At 66.0% G+C, this 17,834-nt stretch carries 15 protein-coding genes; 13 read left to right on the top strand and 2 right to left on the bottom strand.

The genetic code is table 11. The annotated features are described in order from the left end of the window. The first annotated feature begins 925 nt into the window (after positions 1 to 925). Complete coding sequence (locus tag AC1DKV_RS12280) at positions 926 to 1,969, top strand: replication protein RepA (RefSeq protein WP_441643134.1); 1,044 nt, start codon at positions 926 to 928, stop codon at positions 1,967 to 1,969. A gap of 241 nt (positions 1,970 to 2,210) precedes the next feature. Here the strand turns inward: AC1DKV_RS12280 and AC1DKV_RS12275 are convergent, their stop codons facing one another. Beyond that, a complete protein-coding gene (locus AC1DKV_RS12275; protein WP_006159056.1) occupies positions 2,211 to 2,414 on the bottom strand; it encodes a cold-shock protein in 204 nt (67 codons plus the stop codon). A 368-nt stretch (positions 2,415 to 2,782) separates the two neighbouring features. Between AC1DKV_RS12275 and AC1DKV_RS12270 the strand changes: the two genes are divergently transcribed. After that, positions 2,783 to 3,442: an AAA family ATPase gene (locus AC1DKV_RS12270; RefSeq protein WP_441612254.1), complete on the top strand. Its 660-nt coding sequence runs from the start codon at positions 2,783 to 2,785 to the stop codon at positions 3,440 to 3,442. Between the two features lie 2 nt (positions 3,443 to 3,444). After that, positions 3,445 to 4,458 carry a ParB/RepB/Spo0J family partition protein gene (locus tag AC1DKV_RS12265; RefSeq protein WP_441611792.1) on the top strand — a complete coding sequence of 338 codons (1,014 nt, stop codon included), beginning with the start codon at positions 3,445 to 3,447 and terminating at the stop codon, positions 4,456 to 4,458. A 99-nt stretch (positions 4,459 to 4,557) separates the two neighbouring features. Here the strand turns inward: AC1DKV_RS12265 and AC1DKV_RS12260 are convergent, their stop codons facing one another. Beyond that, the gene (locus AC1DKV_RS12260) at positions 4,558 to 6,162 is read right to left on the bottom strand and encodes a phage integrase family protein (RefSeq protein ID WP_441611791.1); all 1,605 of its coding nucleotides are present in this window, start codon (positions 6,160 to 6,162) and stop codon (positions 4,558 to 4,560) included. 499 nt (positions 6,163 to 6,661) lie between these two features. On the opposite strand from AC1DKV_RS12260, the gene AC1DKV_RS12255 reads away from it, so the two are divergent. From AC1DKV_RS12255 to AC1DKV_RS12210, 10 genes are all read left to right on the top strand, one after another. Then, positions 6,662 to 7,519 (top strand): helix-turn-helix transcriptional regulator, encoded by an 858-nt coding sequence (locus tag AC1DKV_RS12255; protein ID WP_441611790.1) that lies wholly within the window; start codon positions 6,662 to 6,664, stop codon positions 7,517 to 7,519. A 209-nt stretch (positions 7,520 to 7,728) separates the two neighbouring features. Next, positions 7,729 to 8,181 (top strand): DNA-binding response regulator, encoded by a 453-nt coding sequence (locus AC1DKV_RS12250; protein ID WP_441611789.1) that lies wholly within the window; start codon positions 7,729 to 7,731, stop codon positions 8,179 to 8,181. Positions 8,182 to 8,280: 99 nt separating this feature from the next. Continuing rightward, positions 8,281 to 8,592 (top strand): hypothetical protein, encoded by a 312-nt coding sequence (locus AC1DKV_RS12245; RefSeq protein WP_441611788.1) that lies wholly within the window; start codon positions 8,281 to 8,283, stop codon positions 8,590 to 8,592. Positions 8,593 to 9,277: 685 nt separating this feature from the next. Next, on the top strand, positions 9,278 to 9,946 hold the full coding sequence (locus tag AC1DKV_RS12240; RefSeq protein ID WP_441611787.1) for a phosphatase PAP2 family protein: 669 nt from the start codon (positions 9,278 to 9,280) through the stop codon (positions 9,944 to 9,946). 104 nt (positions 9,947 to 10,050) lie between these two features. Beyond that, positions 10,051 to 11,454, top strand: a complete 1,404-nt coding sequence (locus AC1DKV_RS12235) for an undecaprenyl-phosphate glucose phosphotransferase (protein ID WP_441611786.1) — start codon at positions 10,051 to 10,053, stop codon at positions 11,452 to 11,454. A gap of 126 nt (positions 11,455 to 11,580) precedes the next feature. After that, complete coding sequence (locus AC1DKV_RS12230) at positions 11,581 to 11,832, top strand: acyl carrier protein (protein WP_420997529.1); 252 nt, start codon at positions 11,581 to 11,583, stop codon at positions 11,830 to 11,832. Next, a complete protein-coding gene (locus tag AC1DKV_RS12225; protein ID WP_441611785.1) occupies positions 11,829 to 13,028 on the top strand; it encodes an acyl-CoA dehydrogenase family protein in 1,200 nt (399 codons plus the stop codon). Before AC1DKV_RS12230 ends, AC1DKV_RS12225 begins: the two co-directional genes overlap by 4 nt. Positions 13,029 to 13,038: 10 nt before the next feature. After that, complete coding sequence (locus tag AC1DKV_RS12220; protein WP_477137613.1) at positions 13,039 to 14,034, top strand: amino acid--[acyl-carrier-protein] ligase; 996 nt, start codon at positions 13,039 to 13,041, stop codon at positions 14,032 to 14,034. Next, positions 14,034 to 15,026, top strand: coding sequence for a DUF1839 family protein (locus AC1DKV_RS12215; protein WP_441611783.1), 993 nt, complete (start codon positions 14,034 to 14,036; stop codon positions 15,024 to 15,026). The genes AC1DKV_RS12220 and AC1DKV_RS12215 overlap by 1 nt, the downstream gene beginning before the upstream one ends. A gap of 25 nt (positions 15,027 to 15,051) precedes the next feature. After that, entirely contained in the window at positions 15,052 to 17,631 is a 2,580-nt protein-coding gene (locus AC1DKV_RS12210; protein WP_441611782.1) for a glycosyl hydrolase 2 galactose-binding domain-containing protein, read from the top strand. Positions 17,632 to 17,834 lie beyond the last annotated feature (203 nt).

The following is a 17,834-nucleotide window of genomic DNA, read 5'->3' as shown; positions in this document are numbered from 1 at the left end:
GGATAATTCCGAGTGCAAGCGCTCGCTTTTACTGAGAACCTTGTGTATAATAGAGGTGAAATTTCCGGCTTGAATTTCAGGGCGTCAGATACACGCAGAAACGGGTACGCCCAGCGCCGAATGATCGCCTTGCGGTGACGCAGAAACGGGTACGCTTCGGAGTTCGGAGCGGCCCTGGTGGATGTTTCGCAGAATTGGGTACGCCGCAGAAACGGGTACGCTGGCACGACCGAAACCGGGCTTCGAAGTGCTCACGCAGAATTGGGTACGCATTTGGAACGCCGCCGCCCCGATTGACGCAGAATTGGGTACGGTGCGGGGTGAAAAGGGCAGTCGGGGAGTGGGATGCGTACCCGTTTCTGCGGGGATAACTCCGGTACGACCCCTTGTTTACCTCGGCACGGAGCGTATACCGCACTTGACCCGCAGAAACGGGTACGCTTTGGCGCGGTCCGGCTGTGGAAAAGCCTGTGAGAACAGGGAGTTATCCCCGCAGAATCCGGTTCGCGCTTTACGCTGAAACGGGTTCGGTATACCGCAGAATCTGGTACAGCACTTCGCAGAATCGAGTACGGTTTCACGCAGAATCGGGTTCGGAAGGGGGCTTTTTCCGTATACGAATCAGTGGCTTGGGGGCTACGTATACGGTTTACGAGTAGTTAACCCATACGCTTATCGTTTACTGGTAGCTCAGTGCTGGCCTTCCGTGGACAACCCTGCCGGGTTGCCCACCGCAGACCACCCTGCTACCAGTCATGAGACCCACCTGACCCAAAACCCGCGGCAGGACAGGAAATTCGCCTACCGAACCTGTTTCTGCGTGACAAGGCGGTTTGCTTCGCGTAAAAAGTCGTGTATTCCGAAGCCCGCCAATATGCCCATCAAACGCACCCAGACCATCCTGGGATCTCACGATCCGGCCAACATGGACCGTGAGCCGTCCCGCATCATCGTTCCCGGCGACGAGAACAGTCTGGTTCCGTCCGAGAAATTCCAGCGCCTGTTCGACGAAGCCCAGGCCATGGAACGGGAAGATGCATGGCAAAGTGGCGAAGTCGGCTTCCTTAGCCGCGCCAGCGTACAAGTGACCCTGCCTTATCGGGCGCCGAAAGGTGCGCCGCCGGTGTGGACACGGACCAGCGGGAATATTTCCCTGATGATCCAGCCTGGTTACTTCACGCAGCAGCGATCCGAGAAGGCGAGCAACGGTCGCCAGAAACTGGTGTCCGAGACGGTGTCGCTCGGCTATCCCTACGGGTCTTACCCGCGCCTGATGCTTGCCTGGATTGGCAAGGAAATCATGGCCAAGAAGAAGCGAGGGGAGTTTACGGGCACGGTCGAGGATCGCCGCATTTCGCTGGGCAACTCGCTTTCCGAATTCATGTACAACCTGGGCATCCCGATGGCCACGGGTGGCAAGCGCGGCACCATGACCCTGGTGCGCCAGCAGATGATCCGTCTGTTCTCCGCCACCATTGCGATCGTCCAGAACAAGTCCACGCCGAGCCAGAACCAGAACCCAAATCACGAACCGCTGTCCATTGACCGGGTCGGGTACCTGCTGGCAGATCAGTTGTCGACCTGGTGGGATCCGATGCAGCCCGGGCAGGGCTCGATGTTCGAGAGTTTCGTGGTGCTGTCCGAGCCCTTCTTCAACGAGCTGGTTAACCGGCCTGTGCCAGTGGACATGCGGGCGCTGAAGGCGCTCAAGCAGTCGCCTTTTGCGCTCGATGTTTACTCCTGGCTGACGTATCGTTTCTTCACCATCCAGCGCCGCACCGAGATCCCATGGGAAGCGCTGCAGATGCAGTTCGGCACCGAGACGGAAAGCGAGCGCAAGTTCCGCGCACTGTTCCGCAAGGCACTCAAGGATGTGCTGGTGGTGTATCCGGGTGCCAAGGTGGATGCAGACTCGTCCAAGGCACTGATCCTGCAGCCCTCGCGCACCAGCGTTCGCAAGCTGGCCTGAGATCCGGCTTGTCGCACGATCCGCCCGCTGGCTAGCCCAGCGGGTTTTTGCTTTCAGGACAGTGCGCGCGGCATGCGTTACCGGGCTCCTTGCCGTCCGGGAACGATGTGGGCGTCTTGCCTCGCTTGGGATTGCAGAAAAGACAAAAGGCAAGCGTGGAACGCTTGCCTTTTGCTTTGCTGGCCGGACCGGGACCGATGGGGTCCCGGCTCGGCCGGCGAGTTCGGCGTGATTCGTGAGATCAGGCCGGCTTGATGGCGGATGCCTGCAAGCCCTTCGGACCCTGCTTCACTTCGAACGTGACGCGCTGACCATCCTTGAGCGTCTTGAAACCCGAACCCTGGATTTCGGAGAAGTGCGCGAACAGATCCGCACCGCCGTCGTCCGGGGTAATGAAGCCAAAGCCTTTGGTCTCATTGAACCATTTGACCGTACCGGTTGCCATGTGAATTTCCTTTCGAAGCAAGTTCTTGTACACAACGCAAACAACGCTAACAACCGCTCAAGCACGCTAAATTCTCGTAGTTACCGAACGGATGCGACGAGGTTGACACGACTTGACTCGACTGTAGCGGGCATCATAACCAGTTTGTCTAGTTGTGTCATGTGCGGCGAAAGACGCACTATGCCTACTGTAGGCGGATTCCATGCCGCATTTCAAGCGAAAATCTTTCATTTCCATAACACGAAATGTTTTCGCTAATTTTATGTAAAAAATATAAAATCAAAAAACAGTTGAGCCCGCACGTCACTTTGACTAAAGTTGCGCCTAGAGATAATCGTGCGCTTTCAGCGCTGAAAGAGAGGTCGCAAGTGCCAGCTAAAATCATCACGGTCTTCAATCAAAAGGGCGGGTGCGGAAAGACCACGGTCAGCATGCATCTCGCCGGCACGCTTGGCCTGCGCGGTGCACGCTCCATGCTCGTGGATATGGACGAGCAGGGCACCGCGACGCGCTGGGCGGCACAGGCCAGCGATGAACGTCCTTTTCCCGCTTCAGTGATCGGTCTGGCGCCTTCGGGGGGCGCAATGCACAGGGAGGTCCGCAAGTTCGTCCAGGACTATGACTACATCGTGGTGGATTGCCCGCCGGCGGTGCATTCGGCCGCGCCGTCGAGTGCCTTGCTGATTTCGGATCTGGCCATCATTCCCGTAGTGCCCTCCCCGCCGGACCTCTGGGCGGCAGTGGCCGCCAAGACGCTGGCCCAGCACGCGCAGGTACAGAACGAAACCCTGCGGATTCGGGTAATGGCAAACATGGTGCAGCGGCGCGTCTCGATTGCGCGGCAGGCGATCGAGATCCTCGGCGATGACGCGGAGGTTCCGCTGATGAATGCAATGATCGGCTCGCGCTCGGCATTCCGCGAATGTCAGGCGATTGGCTGCACGGTGCATGGTGTGGTTGGAGCACGCGAGTCGGTGCAGGAAGTCGACATGATGGTCGACGAGGTATTGTCTTTGATTGAGCAATAAGAATGGCTACAAAACTGAAGAGCCTGAAGGCGGGCATGCTGGCGGGGATGGCTGCCGAGAAAACACGCGGCGATGCCCTCGACCGCTTTGCGCGCGCCGAAGCCGCGATTTCCCAGCACCCGAACGGATTGCTCCAGGCACGCTCGCGCGAACCGAGCCCGATTTTCAGCGCTGAAAGTGAGCCGGAGGAGGAGGGCGGACGCATCCTGATGAAGGTCCCGCTGGCGCAACTCCACGACAATCCGTTTAATGCCCGTCGTATCTACGACCCGGTCGTGGTCCAGGAGCGGGCGGCATCCATCGCCACGCACGGGCAGAAAACGCCAGGCCTGGCCACGCCCGATCCGGCGCGCCCGGGGCATTACATCCTGGTCGATGGACACTACCGCAAACGCGCGCTGGCCTCGGCGGGCAAGCTCGAGATGGAATGCTTCATCGAGAGCGACCTCAGCGATCTCGACTTCTACCGCCTTTCCTTTCTGCTCAACGAGCAGCGCTCCGACCAGTCGGCGCTGGATAACGCCATCGCCTGGCGCCAGCTGCTGGATGAAGGGAAAGTCCAGAAAGAGGAAGATATATGTGAATTGACGGGTATGTCCGCGGGCACCGTCAACAAGACACTGGCACTGCTGCGCCTGCCGGAATCCGTGCTGGGCGTCATGCGTGAACGGCCCGCTGCCATCGGCATCGCCACCGGCTACGAACTGACGCTCTACTGCAAGATCGTTGGCGAGGACCGGACCCGTGACCTCGCCGCGCGCATCATGGTGGAGGGCTTGTCGAGCCGGGAAGTCGAGGCCATCCGCAAGCATGCCCAGGAAGGCAAGTCGCGCAAGGTCAAGGAGATCAGCCGCCAATACAAGATTCGCAGCGACGGCGGCCAGTTACTGGGCACCATAAAGGAGTGGGATTCCGGCCGCGTGATGCTCGACGTGCAGGTCGGCGACAGCGCGACGCGCGAAGCCCTTGTCGATGCACTCAAGGTACGTTTCGGCCTCGACAAGAAGGCGGGCTGACAACACGAACCACGGCGGCCAGCAACGCGCGCTCAGCCTGGCCGTCCGCCTTGCAAGCCAGGACGCGGCGTCCCGTGCGGCGCCGCCCACCGCATTCACTCACTCAGGCGCGGTAGCTTCACCAGAAGGTTGGGGCCGCATCCGCGTCCTCCGTCCGGCAAGATCGCGCGGCGAGCGCGCCGCGAATTCCCCATCCACCTCCGCCCGATAACGCTCGATCGCCTGGCTCAGCAGCGCATGCAGTCCGCGCACCGAGTATCCGGCGCCCGGCGAGCTATCGGCCTTGCGCTGTGCGCGCCCGGTAGGCGGCAAGCGTGGCGGCCCGACCAGGGCCACGGGTCGCCCGGCCTGGCCCTCCCAGTCCAGCCCCCGGTCTTGCCAGTGTCGTGCCAGCGCCGCGCGGGCCGGATCGTCCAGACCCTCCTGCGCAAAATCTCCGTCGGACTCTCCAAGCGTACCAAGCTGCTCGCGTTTGAATTCGGCCAGATCGGAGAATCCGATCGGCAACGCCTGCAATACGCGCACGGCAGCCTCGGCGGCTCGATAGCGCCGGCCATCCTCGGCCTGCCCCTGCGTTGTCAGCCATGCGAGGAAGCGTGCCAGCGAATCCCGATCGAACTGTGTTCCCGGCGGTCGCCGGGCGGCGCGCGGCAACCGCAATTGCGCCTGTGTTTCCGCTTGCCAGACATGCGATGCCACATGGCCCTGCAGTTGCAGCCATTCGAACAACGCGCCCAGGATGCGCGAGGCATGCAGAACACTGCTATCCGATAGCGGGCCGGTAAACGGCCGCCATGCGACCGAATCCCTCGGCGCGCGCGGACCCACCCAGAGGCGCTCGGGCACAGGCTTGCGCAAGAAGGCAAGGTAATCGAGCCTGTCCTGGCCATCCAGCATAGCCAGCGTCTTGCGGCGCTCCGTGACCGACCAGAGCAGGAGACGCTCGGCTTCCTTCCGATATGCCAGCCAGGTACTCTGCTGCGCTTCATTTGCCGCGAGCCAAGCTCTCACCGCGGACAGATCTTCCGGAAAAGATGCCTTTGCGTCACTTGATGCGCCGGGCGTTATCTCTGGACACCGCATCAGTTCGAATGGCACGAGCTGCCGCAGGCCCGGTGCCAGCACGGCCTCGCCCAGGCGGCCGCGCGCGCCCACGTGTTCGCGCAGCAGCGGCGCACCATGCTCGTCCCGGACGATATCCCTGTGCTCCGCCAGCCAGCGATTGATGGCCCCACCGGCAAGCGAGCCAATGCGCGGCACGGAGCGCCACCATGCGTTGCCATGCCGGTTGGCAAGTTCGACCAGGATATGCAGGTTGGATATTTTCTGGGCGCGCAGCCGCCGCGCCAGCGCAGGAGAAAACCACAGCTCGATGCCATGGTCGGCGCGCGGGCGCGCCGTACCCAGGCGCTCGAGCTCGGCCAGCGCCTCCACGCGGCGGTCCATGCCGCGATTGGAGCGTCCTGGACCCATTTCCAGCAATTCGGCCAGATCCGGCCTGCTATGCAGGTGGGCGAGCTGCACCATCCGGTCGCGCAAGCCCAGCAATACGCGCAGCGCGGACTCCCCGCCGGGATCGTCATCGGCGTCGTCGGATAGATAGCGATCGGCCACCATCGCCGCAGGCATGCCCTGGACGTAGGCGCGTACCGCGGCAAACTGGCTGCGTGTGAGTGTCAGACTGGGTGTTTTAGCGGGCTGCATCGCACGGCCCGATTGTGATGCTAAGGTGTTGATTCATAAGGCACTTAAACAGCCACTAAATGCATCCGGAGGCAAATGCATAGTGAAATGTAATGCCGATAATTATAACGCGGAATATCCCGAAAACCGCAATGGAAGCGCGTAAACGTTCTCCGATTCGACAGTCGCCGTGACCTCGACCCGTAGTGCGGACCCGTGTAACCCTCACTTGCAATCGCGTGTTGCAGTGCATATGCTCAGACCAGAGTTAGTATTTTTTAACTCTGTTTTAAGAGGCATCGAAGAAGCAACGAAAGCGTAAGAACAACGCAAAACGGGGCGGTTCGACACGATTCCAAGGGATGGTCAGGCGCGCAGCGAAACCCGGACGGGGGCAGCGGCGGCGACCGGGAGTCAAGCCGGATCGTATGGAAATGCAACCACAGCATAGTGGGCTTTTCCAACAGCATGCGCGGGTTGTCGCGGGACTCGCCATGCAGCAATAAGAAAGAGAGCGGCCATGGCCACCATCCTCTTGATCGAGCCTCATCCACTCCTGCGCCTGGGTCTGCGCCATTTGCTGACGCAAGCGGGACTCCACGGCGATCTGGTCGATATCGACCCAGGATCCTTGCCCTATCCGGCCGAATGGCTGTGCCACGCAGACCTGATGATCTACGGCTTGTCCGCGGATCCGGCCACGCATTGGCAGGAGCTGGAACAAGCCTGCAGGTCGCTGATGCCGCGCCGCGTGCTGGTGCTGGCGGACGAGGTCTGCGCCCCGCCCCATGCCGGCGAGATCCCCGGCAACGTGCGCGGCCTGCTGTCCAAGGCATGCAGCGCCGATATGCTCGACGCGGCCATCCGGCTCGTGCTCGCGGACGGCGAATGCTTCCCTGCCCGTGCCCAGGCCGCCCGCGCCAGCGAGCACGCCGCACACTGGGGCACCGCGCAGGCGGCCCCGACCCCGAATACCGTGCACCGGTTTGGCGGCGCGCCGCTGACGGACGACGGCCACCCGTACCCGGCACGGCCGACGCAGCATGCCGGCCCCGCCGAGTCCGAACCGGAGACGCCCTCGGCCGGCTCGCACCTGCTCAATATCACCGAGCGCCAATATGAAGTGCTGGCGCTGCTGGCGCGCGGATATCCCATCAAGACCGTCAGCCGGCTGCTGAATATCTCGGTGGCGACCGCCAAGACCCATGCCTGCACCTTGTACCAGCGGCTCCAGGTGCGTAACAAGGGTGAGGCGGTTTACGTGGCACTCCAGCGCGGCGCCAAGCTGAGCTGGCCCGGTCCGGCACCGGCCGCCACCACCTTGCGCGGTGTGGGCCCGCAGTCGGTCGAACTGATCAGCATCTGCCAGGCTGCATGAGGGATTGTCCCGCCCCGGAGCCCATGGTGGGCCCGGGCGGCCGATTGCGTTAGCGGCTCCATCTTCTTCAGTACGCTGCCTCATCCGAAAGCACGAGGCGGCGTATTGTCGTACTTGCTACCCTGATCTGCAGCAACGCCAACAAGTGCCTTCGCGCGGCCAGCCGGTCCCGGCGCGCGGATCCTGCCAACCCGCTGTCACCCGCGCCGATGACAACGCTTCTGCTTGCCCACAACATGATGCTGCGCCGGGGCGTGCTGCGTCAGCTTCGCGAGCTGTCAGCGATCGCCCCGGTCCTGTCCCAGACCCCCGAATGGCTGCTGGAGGCGGCACCCGCGGACTTGCCGCGCGGCCCCATCGATTTTGCACTGCTCGATTGCAGCGGCACGGACGCCGATCCCTTCGAACTGCTCGAAGCGCTCAGCACCCGGCTGGCGCCGCGGCGCTGGCTGGTCATGTGCGAGGCGCCTGACGCCATCCTGGCCGGCCACGCGGCGCACCTCGGCGCCAGCGGATGCCTGGCGGTGCCTGCCTCGCCCGAGCAGACCCGAGCCGCCGTGGCGCTGGTGCGCGCCGGCGGCCAGTGCTTCCCGCGCCGGGCTTTCGCCCTGCAGCAGCCTTCTTCCCCCATCGGTTCAGGTGGGTCTACGGCAAGGGGATGATGCGCCAGCAGGCCCGGCCTCCTATGCTGGAGACGCGCGCACAACGAAGCCGAGACAGCCAATGTCAATCCGGCCGACGCGCACTGCAGAGGGGGTCATATGGAAAACGGGCTGGATATCCTGGTCGTGCGTGGCTTTGCCGTGCCGGAAGGCCGGGGCAAGTGGGCATGCTGCTACGAGATCAGACTGACCACCGGGCGCGACGAGCCGCTGCTGTACCGCGGCGAGCTGCACGGCCGGCGCTATGCCTGCGAGGCCGCGGCAATCGCCGCGGCAACCTTTGCCGGCGAGCAGGAAGCGCGCAGGCAGGTGGCGGCCGTGCGAGCCGGGCTGCTCGCCCGCCATGAATACTGCGTGATGGTAGCGGGCGAGCCGTTAGGTGAGCCTCTACAGGTTCCGGCGGACAACTGAGCCGCCGCCGCCCTCGGGCGGTGTCCTGCGCGATGCGCCCTTGCGGGGCGCGCGGCAGGCAGGATCGGCGCGGACCGAAATAACGGAGGGAGCGACGAGCGCGTGTTCGGGGGACCGGAGCGATCCGGTGCGCATGCCTGTCGGTGCGGCATGCGCGCACGCGTAGTTCGGCCGCAGCGCGTGCTGCGCCAGAACTTTAGGGCCACGGTCGAGCCGGCCGGTACAGGCGGCACGCCGTGGCTTTTTCTTTTGCCTTGCGCCCGGTGGCCAGCACGATATGCCCGGCGCGCCGGCACCAAGCAAAAAAAAGAGTCCGCCGACCGGGGGACCATGCGGACTCTAAGTGGCCTGCGCGATTCCGCTCGGGCAGACCACTCTCCGACGATAGCGAAAGCCTGGCGGCAGCTGTATCGACCATAAGCAGCATCTGCCACTTGGCAAATGCGCACGCCGCCGCGGCGCGCCGAAACCCGCCAGCCCAATGCGCGCTTCGCCGCGGCGCGACGCACAGGGCGCCGCGCCATGGACCACCCTGGCCGTTTCATGCTTCTGGCTGGGATGAGGCAGGGCAGGAATCGCTGCCCGGAACGGGCAAGGATGAGGGCGGCAGGGGCCGCCGTAGACGGGGCTGCCCCACAACTGTGATACTTTTCTCGCGTTCCGATACCTGACGACGGCCACCTCGATGCACTGGCATTTCATCTCACGCTTTGGCGAAACCTCCCTGCTGCTGCCCTGCGCGGTGCTGATCACGGTCTGGCTGCTTTATGCCGGGGCCTACGCCAGCGCCCGCCGCTGGCTGCTGGCATTCGGCCTCGGGGCAGCGCTCGTGCTGGCTTCGAAGCTGGCATTCATGGGCTGGGGCATCGGCTGCGAAGCGCTGAATTTCACCGGCTTCTCCGGGCATAGCATGATGGCGGCCTCGGTGCTGCCGGTGCTGCTGTACCTGGTGGTGTCGGCACGCTATCCCCGCCTTGCACTCGTCGCATCCTGCTTTGGCATCCTGCTGGCGCTGCTCGTGGGCGTGTCGCGCCTGAAGCTCGAGGCGCATTCCGATTCCGAAGTCGCCAGCGGACTCGCCATCGGCTTTGCCGTGAGCCTGTCCTTCATCCTGTGGAGCGTGCGCCCGCGGCGCTCCGCCCCCGCGCTGGCGGCCGCGCTCCTGATGGCAGTGATGCTCGGCGTGCCGGTCGCCGGCGTGGCGGCGCCCACCCACCACTGGCTCGAAGTGATTGCCGCGCGCCTGGCCGGTCGCGACAAGCCATTCCAGCGCGGACAGTGGCGCGAATGGGCCGGCCAGCCCGAGAGCGCCGCGGTGCTGGTCTGCGTGCCGGAGCCGCGCGTGGCGTCCTGAGCGCCGGGGGCGCGCTGTGTGTGCGCCAGCTAACAGACCTCGCCGTCGCCGCGGCACAACCATGATTTGCATGACTAGTCCGGCTTGCCGGATGGAGGCGAATCATGTCCGCGATCCGCGCCTTTGTGGGCGAGCGCCAGGCTGCCCTGCAGATCCTCTATCGCTTTACCGACGCCGGCATCGTCGCCGCCTGCGGCATGGCGGTGGGCGAGTTGCTGTTCCCGCAAGGCCTGCGCGGCGCCGCGCCCGTGCACGGCTTTATCACTGTTCTGTGCTCGGTGAGCACGCTGCTGGTGTTCCCCGCCTGCGGCCTGTACAACTCCTGGCGCGGCCGCAACCACGTGGCGCTGGCGCTGCGCACGCTGGCGGCGTGGGGTGCGGTCTGCATGCTGGGCCTGGTCACCGCGTATCTGATGCACCAGTCGGCTGCGCTGTCGCGGCTGTGGTCGATGGGCTGGCTGCTGAGCGTGGCCGTGATGCTGCTGCTCTCGCGCGTGATGCTCTACCGCATGCTGGGCAGCGTGCGCGAACTCGGCATCAACGCCAAGCGCGTGGTGATCCTCGGCTATGGCTCGCTCGGGCATGAGATGTACCAGCGCGTGCGCAACAACCGCGGCGCCGGCTACAACGTGGCCGGCATCTACGACGAAGGCATGCAACCGGTGCCTGCCGGCGTCACGCGGCTCGAATCGCTGCAGGAAGTCTGCACCTTCGTGCGCAACAACGGCGTGCGCGAGATCTGGCTGACGCTGCCGATGGCCGCCTGCCGCGATCTCTACGACGTGGTTTCCCATTTCCGCAACGACCTCATCGACATCCGCTGGGTGCCCGACATCATGGCGGTCGAACTGCTGGGACATCGGTTCAGCGACTTCCTCGGCCTGCCGGTGATCGATCTCAACAGCCCGCCGCAGTCGGGCATCACGGGCCTGCTCAAGGCCAGCTTCGACCGCGTCTTCTCGCTGGCCGCGCTGGTCGGGCTGTCGCCCCTGCTGCTGCTGATCGCGGTGCTGGTCAAGGCCTCATCGCCGGGGCCGGTGTTGTTCCGCCAGGCGCGCCTCGGCATGGATGGCAAGCCCTTCCACGTCTACAAGTTCCGCACCATGGTGATGCACCAGGACAGCGGCGTGCCCCAGGCCGTGCCGGGCGATCCGCGCGTCACGCGCCTGGGCGCCTTCCTGCGCCGCACCAGCCTGGACGAGCTGCCGCAGTTCTTCAACGTGCTGCACGGCGAGATGTCGGTGGTGGGCCCGCGCCCGCATGCCATCGAGCATAACGAGATCTACAAGGAAATCATCGACCGCTACATGTTGCGCCATCGCGTGAAGCCCGGCATCACCGGCTGGGCGCAGATCAACGGCCTGCGCGGCCAGACCGACACCGTGGAGAAGATGCGCAAGCGCATCGAGTTCGACATCTTCTATATCCGCAACTGGTCGTTCCGGCTCGACCTGCAGATCATCCTGCGCACCGCCCTGCATGGCTGGACGGGGCACGCGGCGTACTGAGCACGTGGGCGCCGGGTGTTGCTGCCCGGCTGCGGCGGCGCGAAGTTGGTGGGCCAACGCACCGAAGCCGCATGGCGCCTGCGGCCCAATGGTGGCACCCGATCATCCTCACCGAGGAGTACAGAGATGAAGGCAACCATTCGACAAATCCTCGCCGACGTGGCGCGGCTGGACGTATCGGTCGAAGCACTCGATGACCAGGCGGACCTCTACGAAGCCGGCCTCTCGTCGCTGGCAACCGTCCATGTGATGCTGGCCATCGAGAATGCGTTCAATATCGAGATCCCGGATGCGATGCTCACCCGTCAACTCTTCCGCAGCGTGAATTCGCTGGCGGCCGCGGCCGAGCAACTCAGACAGCAGCAGGAGGCAGCATGAGCCCCCCGCTGGCCAGCGTGGAGCTGGCGCGCCCGATGTCGGCCCACACCGGCACCGCCGAGCTGATGGCCGGCGCGGCACTGGCTGCCGCCGAGGCGGCGCAGCATGCCGACCAGGTGGACCGCGACGCCGCCTTCCCGCACCAGGCGTTCGCCGTGCTGCGCCAGCACCGCCTGCTCAGCGCCCTGGTGCCGGCCGAGCACGGTGGCGCGGGCGCTTCGCTGGACACCATCGCGGCGATCTGCCGCGTGCTCGGCGCGGCCTGCTCGTCGGCCGGGATGATCTACGCCATGCACCAGATCCAGGTCGCCTGCATCGTCGAGCATGGCAGCGGCAGCCCCTGGCATGAGCAATTGCTCGACCGCATCTCCGGCGAACAGCTGCTGCTGGCCTCCGCCACCTCCGAAGAGGCCATCGGCGGCGCGCTGCGCAACAGCGGCTGCGCGGTCAACGTGGAGCACGATCGCTTCCATCTGCTCAAGATGGCGCCGACGATCTCCTACGGTGCGCACGCCGACGCCATCCTGGCCACCGCGCGCCGGCATGCCGATGCCTCGCCGTCCGACCAGGTCATGGTGTGCCTGCTGAAGCCCGATTTCACGCTGGAGTCCCTCAGCACCTGGGACACGCTGGGCATGCGCGGCACCTGCAGCAACGGCTTTCGCCTGGAGGCGCGGGGCGCGTGCGAGCAGATCCTGCCGGTCGCCTTCGGTGAGATCGCCGACGGCACCATGACGCCGGTTTCGCACATCCTGTGGGCGGCGCTGTGGACGGGCATCGCGGGCGACGCCGTGCACCGCGCCAAGAGTTTCTTCCAGGGCCAGGCGCGCGCGCGTCCCGGCTCGCTGCCGCCGTCGGCCACGCGCGTGGCGGATGCGGTGGCGATGGTGCAGATGATGGAAGGCCGGCTCGAACTCGCGCTGACCCACCAGCGCCAGCGCCATGCCGGCCTGTCGGTATCGGCGCTGTTCTCCCTGGCCGCCGAGATGAACGGCCTCAAGACCAGCGTCTCCGCGCTGGGCATCGAGGCGGTCCAGCAGGCGATGTTGATTTGCGGCATGGCAGGCTACAAGCACGGTACCCCCTACAGCCTCGGGCGCCATCTGCGCGATCTCTGGTCAGCGCCGCTGATGATCAACAACGACCGGATCCTGACCAACACCGCCAGCCTGCTGCTGGCGGAGCGTTCGAGCTGAGGAGCACGATATGGATGCCAACATTAGCGCGGACAACGCCAGCACGGCGCCCTTCGAGCCCGCTGCCGCGGCTGCGCCACCCTATGGCGATCCCCTGGTCGGGCAGCGGCGCTACCAGCAGGCGCTGATCGAAGCCGGCCTGCTGATTCCCGGCGGCGTCGATGGCGTGTATGGCCGCAGCGCCGTGTTCGAGGCGATCGCCGATGGCCTGAACGTGGCTGTCACCGCGCTTGGCGCGGACCAGCGCGCCGAAGTGATGCGCTTTCCGCCGGCGATGTCGCGCAAGGACTTCGAGGCCAGCGACTACCTCAAGAGCTTCCCGCAACTGGCCGGCACCGTGCACAGCTTCTGCGGCAACGACCGCGATCATCACCGCCTGCTGGCGCGGCTCGAAGACGGCGAAGAATGGGCCGACGAACAACGTCCCACGCGCGTGGTGCTGACGCCCGCGGCCTGCTATCCGATCTACCCCGCGGTGGCCCGGCGCGGCCCGATGCCGCCGCAGGGACTGGTGGTCGACGTGCTGTCGTACTGCTTCCGCCACGAGCCGTCGATCGATCCGGCGCGCATGCAGATGTTCCGCCAGCGCGAGTACGTGCGCCTGGGCAATGCCGCGCAGATCATCGCGTTCCGCCAGTTGTGGATGGAGCGCGGCCAGCAGCTCGCGGGCATGCTGAAGCTGCCGCACGAGGTGGAGGTCGCCAATGACCCGTTCTTCGGCCGCGGCGGCAAGATCGTGGCCGACAGCCAGCGCGAGCGAAAGCTCAAGTTCGAGCTGCTGGTTCCCATCAACGACGGCGCCCCGCCGACCGCCTGCATGAGCTTCAACTATCACATGGATCATTTCGGCCAGGTCTGGGAACTGCGCACCGCCGATGGAGAGCCGGCCCACACCGGCTGCGTCGGCTTCGGCATCGAGCGCCTGACGCTGGCGCTGCTGCGCCACCACGGCTTTGACGTGGGGCACTGGCCCAAGGACGTACGCGCCACGCTGGGAGGGCTGTGATGCTGGTCGACCCCCATACCCTGGAGCGCGGCACGCACGTGTCGCACGCCTTGCACAATGGCAACCCGGTCTGGCCGCAGACCAACTGCTATGTGGACCTGTGGATCGAGCTGCTGCACGGCTGGGGGCTCGACCCCGTGGCAGCGCTCGGCTTCACAGTGGCGCAGGATTTCGAGGGCGACCAGTTCACCTTCTTCAAATACCCGCACGACGATCTCGAGCGCCTGTACGGCGTGGTGGTGCAGGAGCTGTCGCTGTATGAATCGATGGAAGCGCGCGTGGCCGCGCAGACCTGCCGCGGGCACGTGGTGCTGCTCGAGGTGGACGGATTCTACCTGCCCGACAACCGCGCCACCTCGTACCGCCGCGAGCACACCAAGACCACCATCGGCATCGACGTGATGATGCCCGACGCGCAGTCGGTGGGCTACTACCACAACGAGGGCTACCACGTGGCCAGCGGCGAGGACTACGGCGGGCTGTTCCGCCGCCTGCCCGGCCTGGTCGACGACGTGAACCTGCTGTTCCCCTATGCCGAGGTGGTGCGCCGCCGTTTCCCGGCGCTGGAAGGGGCGATGCTGGTACGCGCCTCGCTCGCGCTGCTGCGCAAGCATCTCGCGCGGCGCCCGCGGCAAAACCCCATCACCGCCTTCCGCACGGCGTTTCCCGCGCACCAGGAAGCGCTCATGGCGGGCGGCGAGCAGGTCTTCCATCCCTACGCCTTCAGCGTGCTGCGCCAGCTCGGCGCCAACTTCGAACTGCTGGCGCAGTACCTGCGCTGGCTGGCCCAGCATGGCCAGCCGATGCCCGACAGCATCGCGGGTGCATGCCAGAAGCTCGCTTCCGAAGCCATGGTGATGCAGTTCCGCCTGGTGCGCTCCATCATCAGCCGCAGGGTGGACCGTTGCCAGGATTGCCTGGACCAGCTCGAAGTCTCCTACGACGCGGCGATCCCGGCGCTGGCAAGCTACGTGGGCGAGGCCGAATACTAGATACCGCCGACCTGCGCCCGCCGCCATGCACGCGCCTCTCGTCCTCACGCCTGTTCCCGGGCGGCCAGTCCACCGCGAGCCCCTCGCCGGCGCCTGGGCCTTGCTGGAGACGCCCTGCGGCGCCGCTGCATCGCCGGCCGGGCTGGAAGGGCGCGGCCCATGGCTGCCCGCGGCGGTGCCCGGCACCGTTGCGCAGGCGCTGCAGGCGGCAGGGCAATGGCAGGCCGACGCGCCGCGCGCCCTGCACGACCACGACTACTGGTACCGCGTGCCGCTGTCCGGCGCGGGTGCCTGCCGCCTGCGCCTGCACGGCCTGGCCACGGTGGCCGAGGTATGGCTCGACGAGTTGCGCGTGCTCGACGCGCAGAACATGTTTACGGCGCACGAGGCGGAACTGCATCTCGACGGCGACCACGTGCTCTGCCTGTGCTTCCGCTCGCTGCACCGCTGGCTGCGCAGCCAGCGCGGACCGGTGCGGTGGAAGCCGCGCCTGGTCTCGCCGCCCTCGTTGCGGCTGGTGCGCACCACGCTGCTCGGCCATATGCCTGGCTGGTGCCCGCCGGTGCATACGATCGGGCCCTGGCGCGGCGTCGACCTGCTGCCGCTCGACGCTGGCGCCAGCCCGCTGCTGACGGCGCGCTACGACCTGCAGGCCTCGCTCGACGCGGATCTTGCACGCGGCGTGATCCGCCTGCGCCTGCGCGACGTGGCGCCGCTGCCGGCGGGCGTGCCGCTGATGCTGTGCGCGGACGGGCGCGAGGCGCCGCTCGCCGCCGTGGACGCCGGCCCCGGCGGCATCGTGTACGAGGGCGAGCTTGCCGTGAGCGCGCCGCGCCTGTGGTGGCCGCATACCCACGGTGCGCCGCAGCGCTATGCAGTGCAGTTGCGGCTGGGCGACGCGCGCATCGATTGCGCGCAGGTGGGCTTTCGCCGCATCGAGATCGACCGCCGCACCGCAGCCGGCGAGGATGGCTTCGCCCTGCGCGTCAACGGCGAACGCATCTTCTGCCGCGGCGCCTGCTGGACCAGCCACGACCTCGCCGGCCACGTCGATGCGCCCGCGGAAGTCGGGAAATGGCTGGCGCTGGCGCACGGGGCCGGTATGAACATGGTGCGCGTGAGCGGCGTCACCTGCTATCAGGGAGAGGCCTTCTTCGCTGCCTGCGATGCGCTCGGCCTGATGGTCTGGCAGGATTTCATGTTCGCCAACTTCGACTACTGCGCCAACGCCGAAGCCGCGCGTCCGCTCATGGCCCAGGCCACGCGCGAAGTCAGCGAGTGGCTGGCCGCGCATCGTCACCATCCGAGCGTGGCGGTGCTGTGCGGCGGCAGCGAGGTCGAACAGCAGGCCGCCATGATGGGCGTGCCTTGCGCGAGCTGGCGGCAACCGCTGTTCGACGAAATCATCCCGGCCTGCGTGGCCGCCTGGCATCCCGACGCCGTATACGTGCGCAACTCGCCGAGTGGCGGCGCGTGGCCATTCCAGCCCGACAGCGGCGTCTCGCACTACTACGGCGTGGGTGCCTACCAGCGCCCGCTCGACGACGCGCGCCGTGCCAATGTGCGTTTCACGTCCGAATGCCTGGCCTTTTCCAACGTGCCGTGCGCGCGCACCCTGGCCGACGCGCTGCCGGTCGCACCCGCGCATGACCCGCGCTGGAAGGCGCGCGTGCCGCGCGATGCGGGCAGCGGATGGGATTTCGAGGACGTGCGGGATTTCTACCTGCGCGAACTGTTCAAGGTGGACCCGCCGCGCCTGCGCTACGAGGACAGCGTGCGCTACCTGGCGCTGTCGCGCGCGGTGGTGGCCGAGGTGATGACCGACGTCTTCAGCGAATGGCGGCGCAGCGGCTCGACTTGCTCCGGCGCGCTGGTGTGGCAGCTGCAGGACCTGCTGCCGGGCGCGGGCTGGGGCATCGTCGATGCGCTGGCGCGGCCGAAATCGGCATGGCACGCGCTGCGCCAGGTATGGCAGCCGCTGCAGGTGCTGATCACCGACGAAGGCCTCAACGGCATCCATGTGCACCTGATCAACGAAAGCCCGGCGCCGCGCGCGGTACGCCTGCGGTTGCAATGCTGGCGCGACGGCGAGACGGCGCTGCTCGACGTGGCGCGCGAGCTGTGCCTGCCGCCGCACTCCATGCAGCGCATGGGCGGCGCCGAACTGGCCGGCACGTTCTTCGATTTCACCTATGCCTACCGCTTCGGCCCGCGTACGCATGATGTGGTGTGCGCCACGCTGTGCGATCCCGCCGACGGCACCCAGATAAGCCAGGCCTGCTACCTGCCCGAACGCAGCGCGGCCGCGCTCGAGCCGCCCGAGCTGGCGGTGGCGCTGGCGCGCGAGGACGGCGACTGGTGGCTGACGATATCGGCGCGGCGCTTCGCGCGCTGGGTGCATATCGACGATGCGGCCATGCGCCCCGAGTACGACTGGTTCCACCTGGCGCCAGGTGCGTGCCGGCGCGTGAAGCTGCTGCCCGAGGGCGACCCGAATGGAGGAGGCCAGGATGTAGGGCTGGCGTGTGCGGCTCCCATCCCGATGGGGGAGGTCCATGCGCTCAATGCGAGACGTGCGGTGGCCTACAGCGCGCCAGGCGCCTGATACGCCGTACACGCGGAGTACGAATGCTGTGCCACGCGGCGCCGGGGCTTCATGGCTTGGTCGCCGGTGTTGTGATTTCCGGCGCTCTAAGACCTACCGAAGGATGATCAGGTTTCAGCCGTGCGGCTACTGTTGGGAGGACCACATATGGCACTTAATACAGACACAGAGGCTGTACGAACCGGGGTTAAAGAATAGGTGGT

It is taken from the genome of Cupriavidus sp. 05T41, assembly GCF_056396525.1.
The sequence above is the reverse complement of the archived record's forward strand: the minus strand, read 5'-3'. Positions and strand labels throughout refer to the sequence as shown.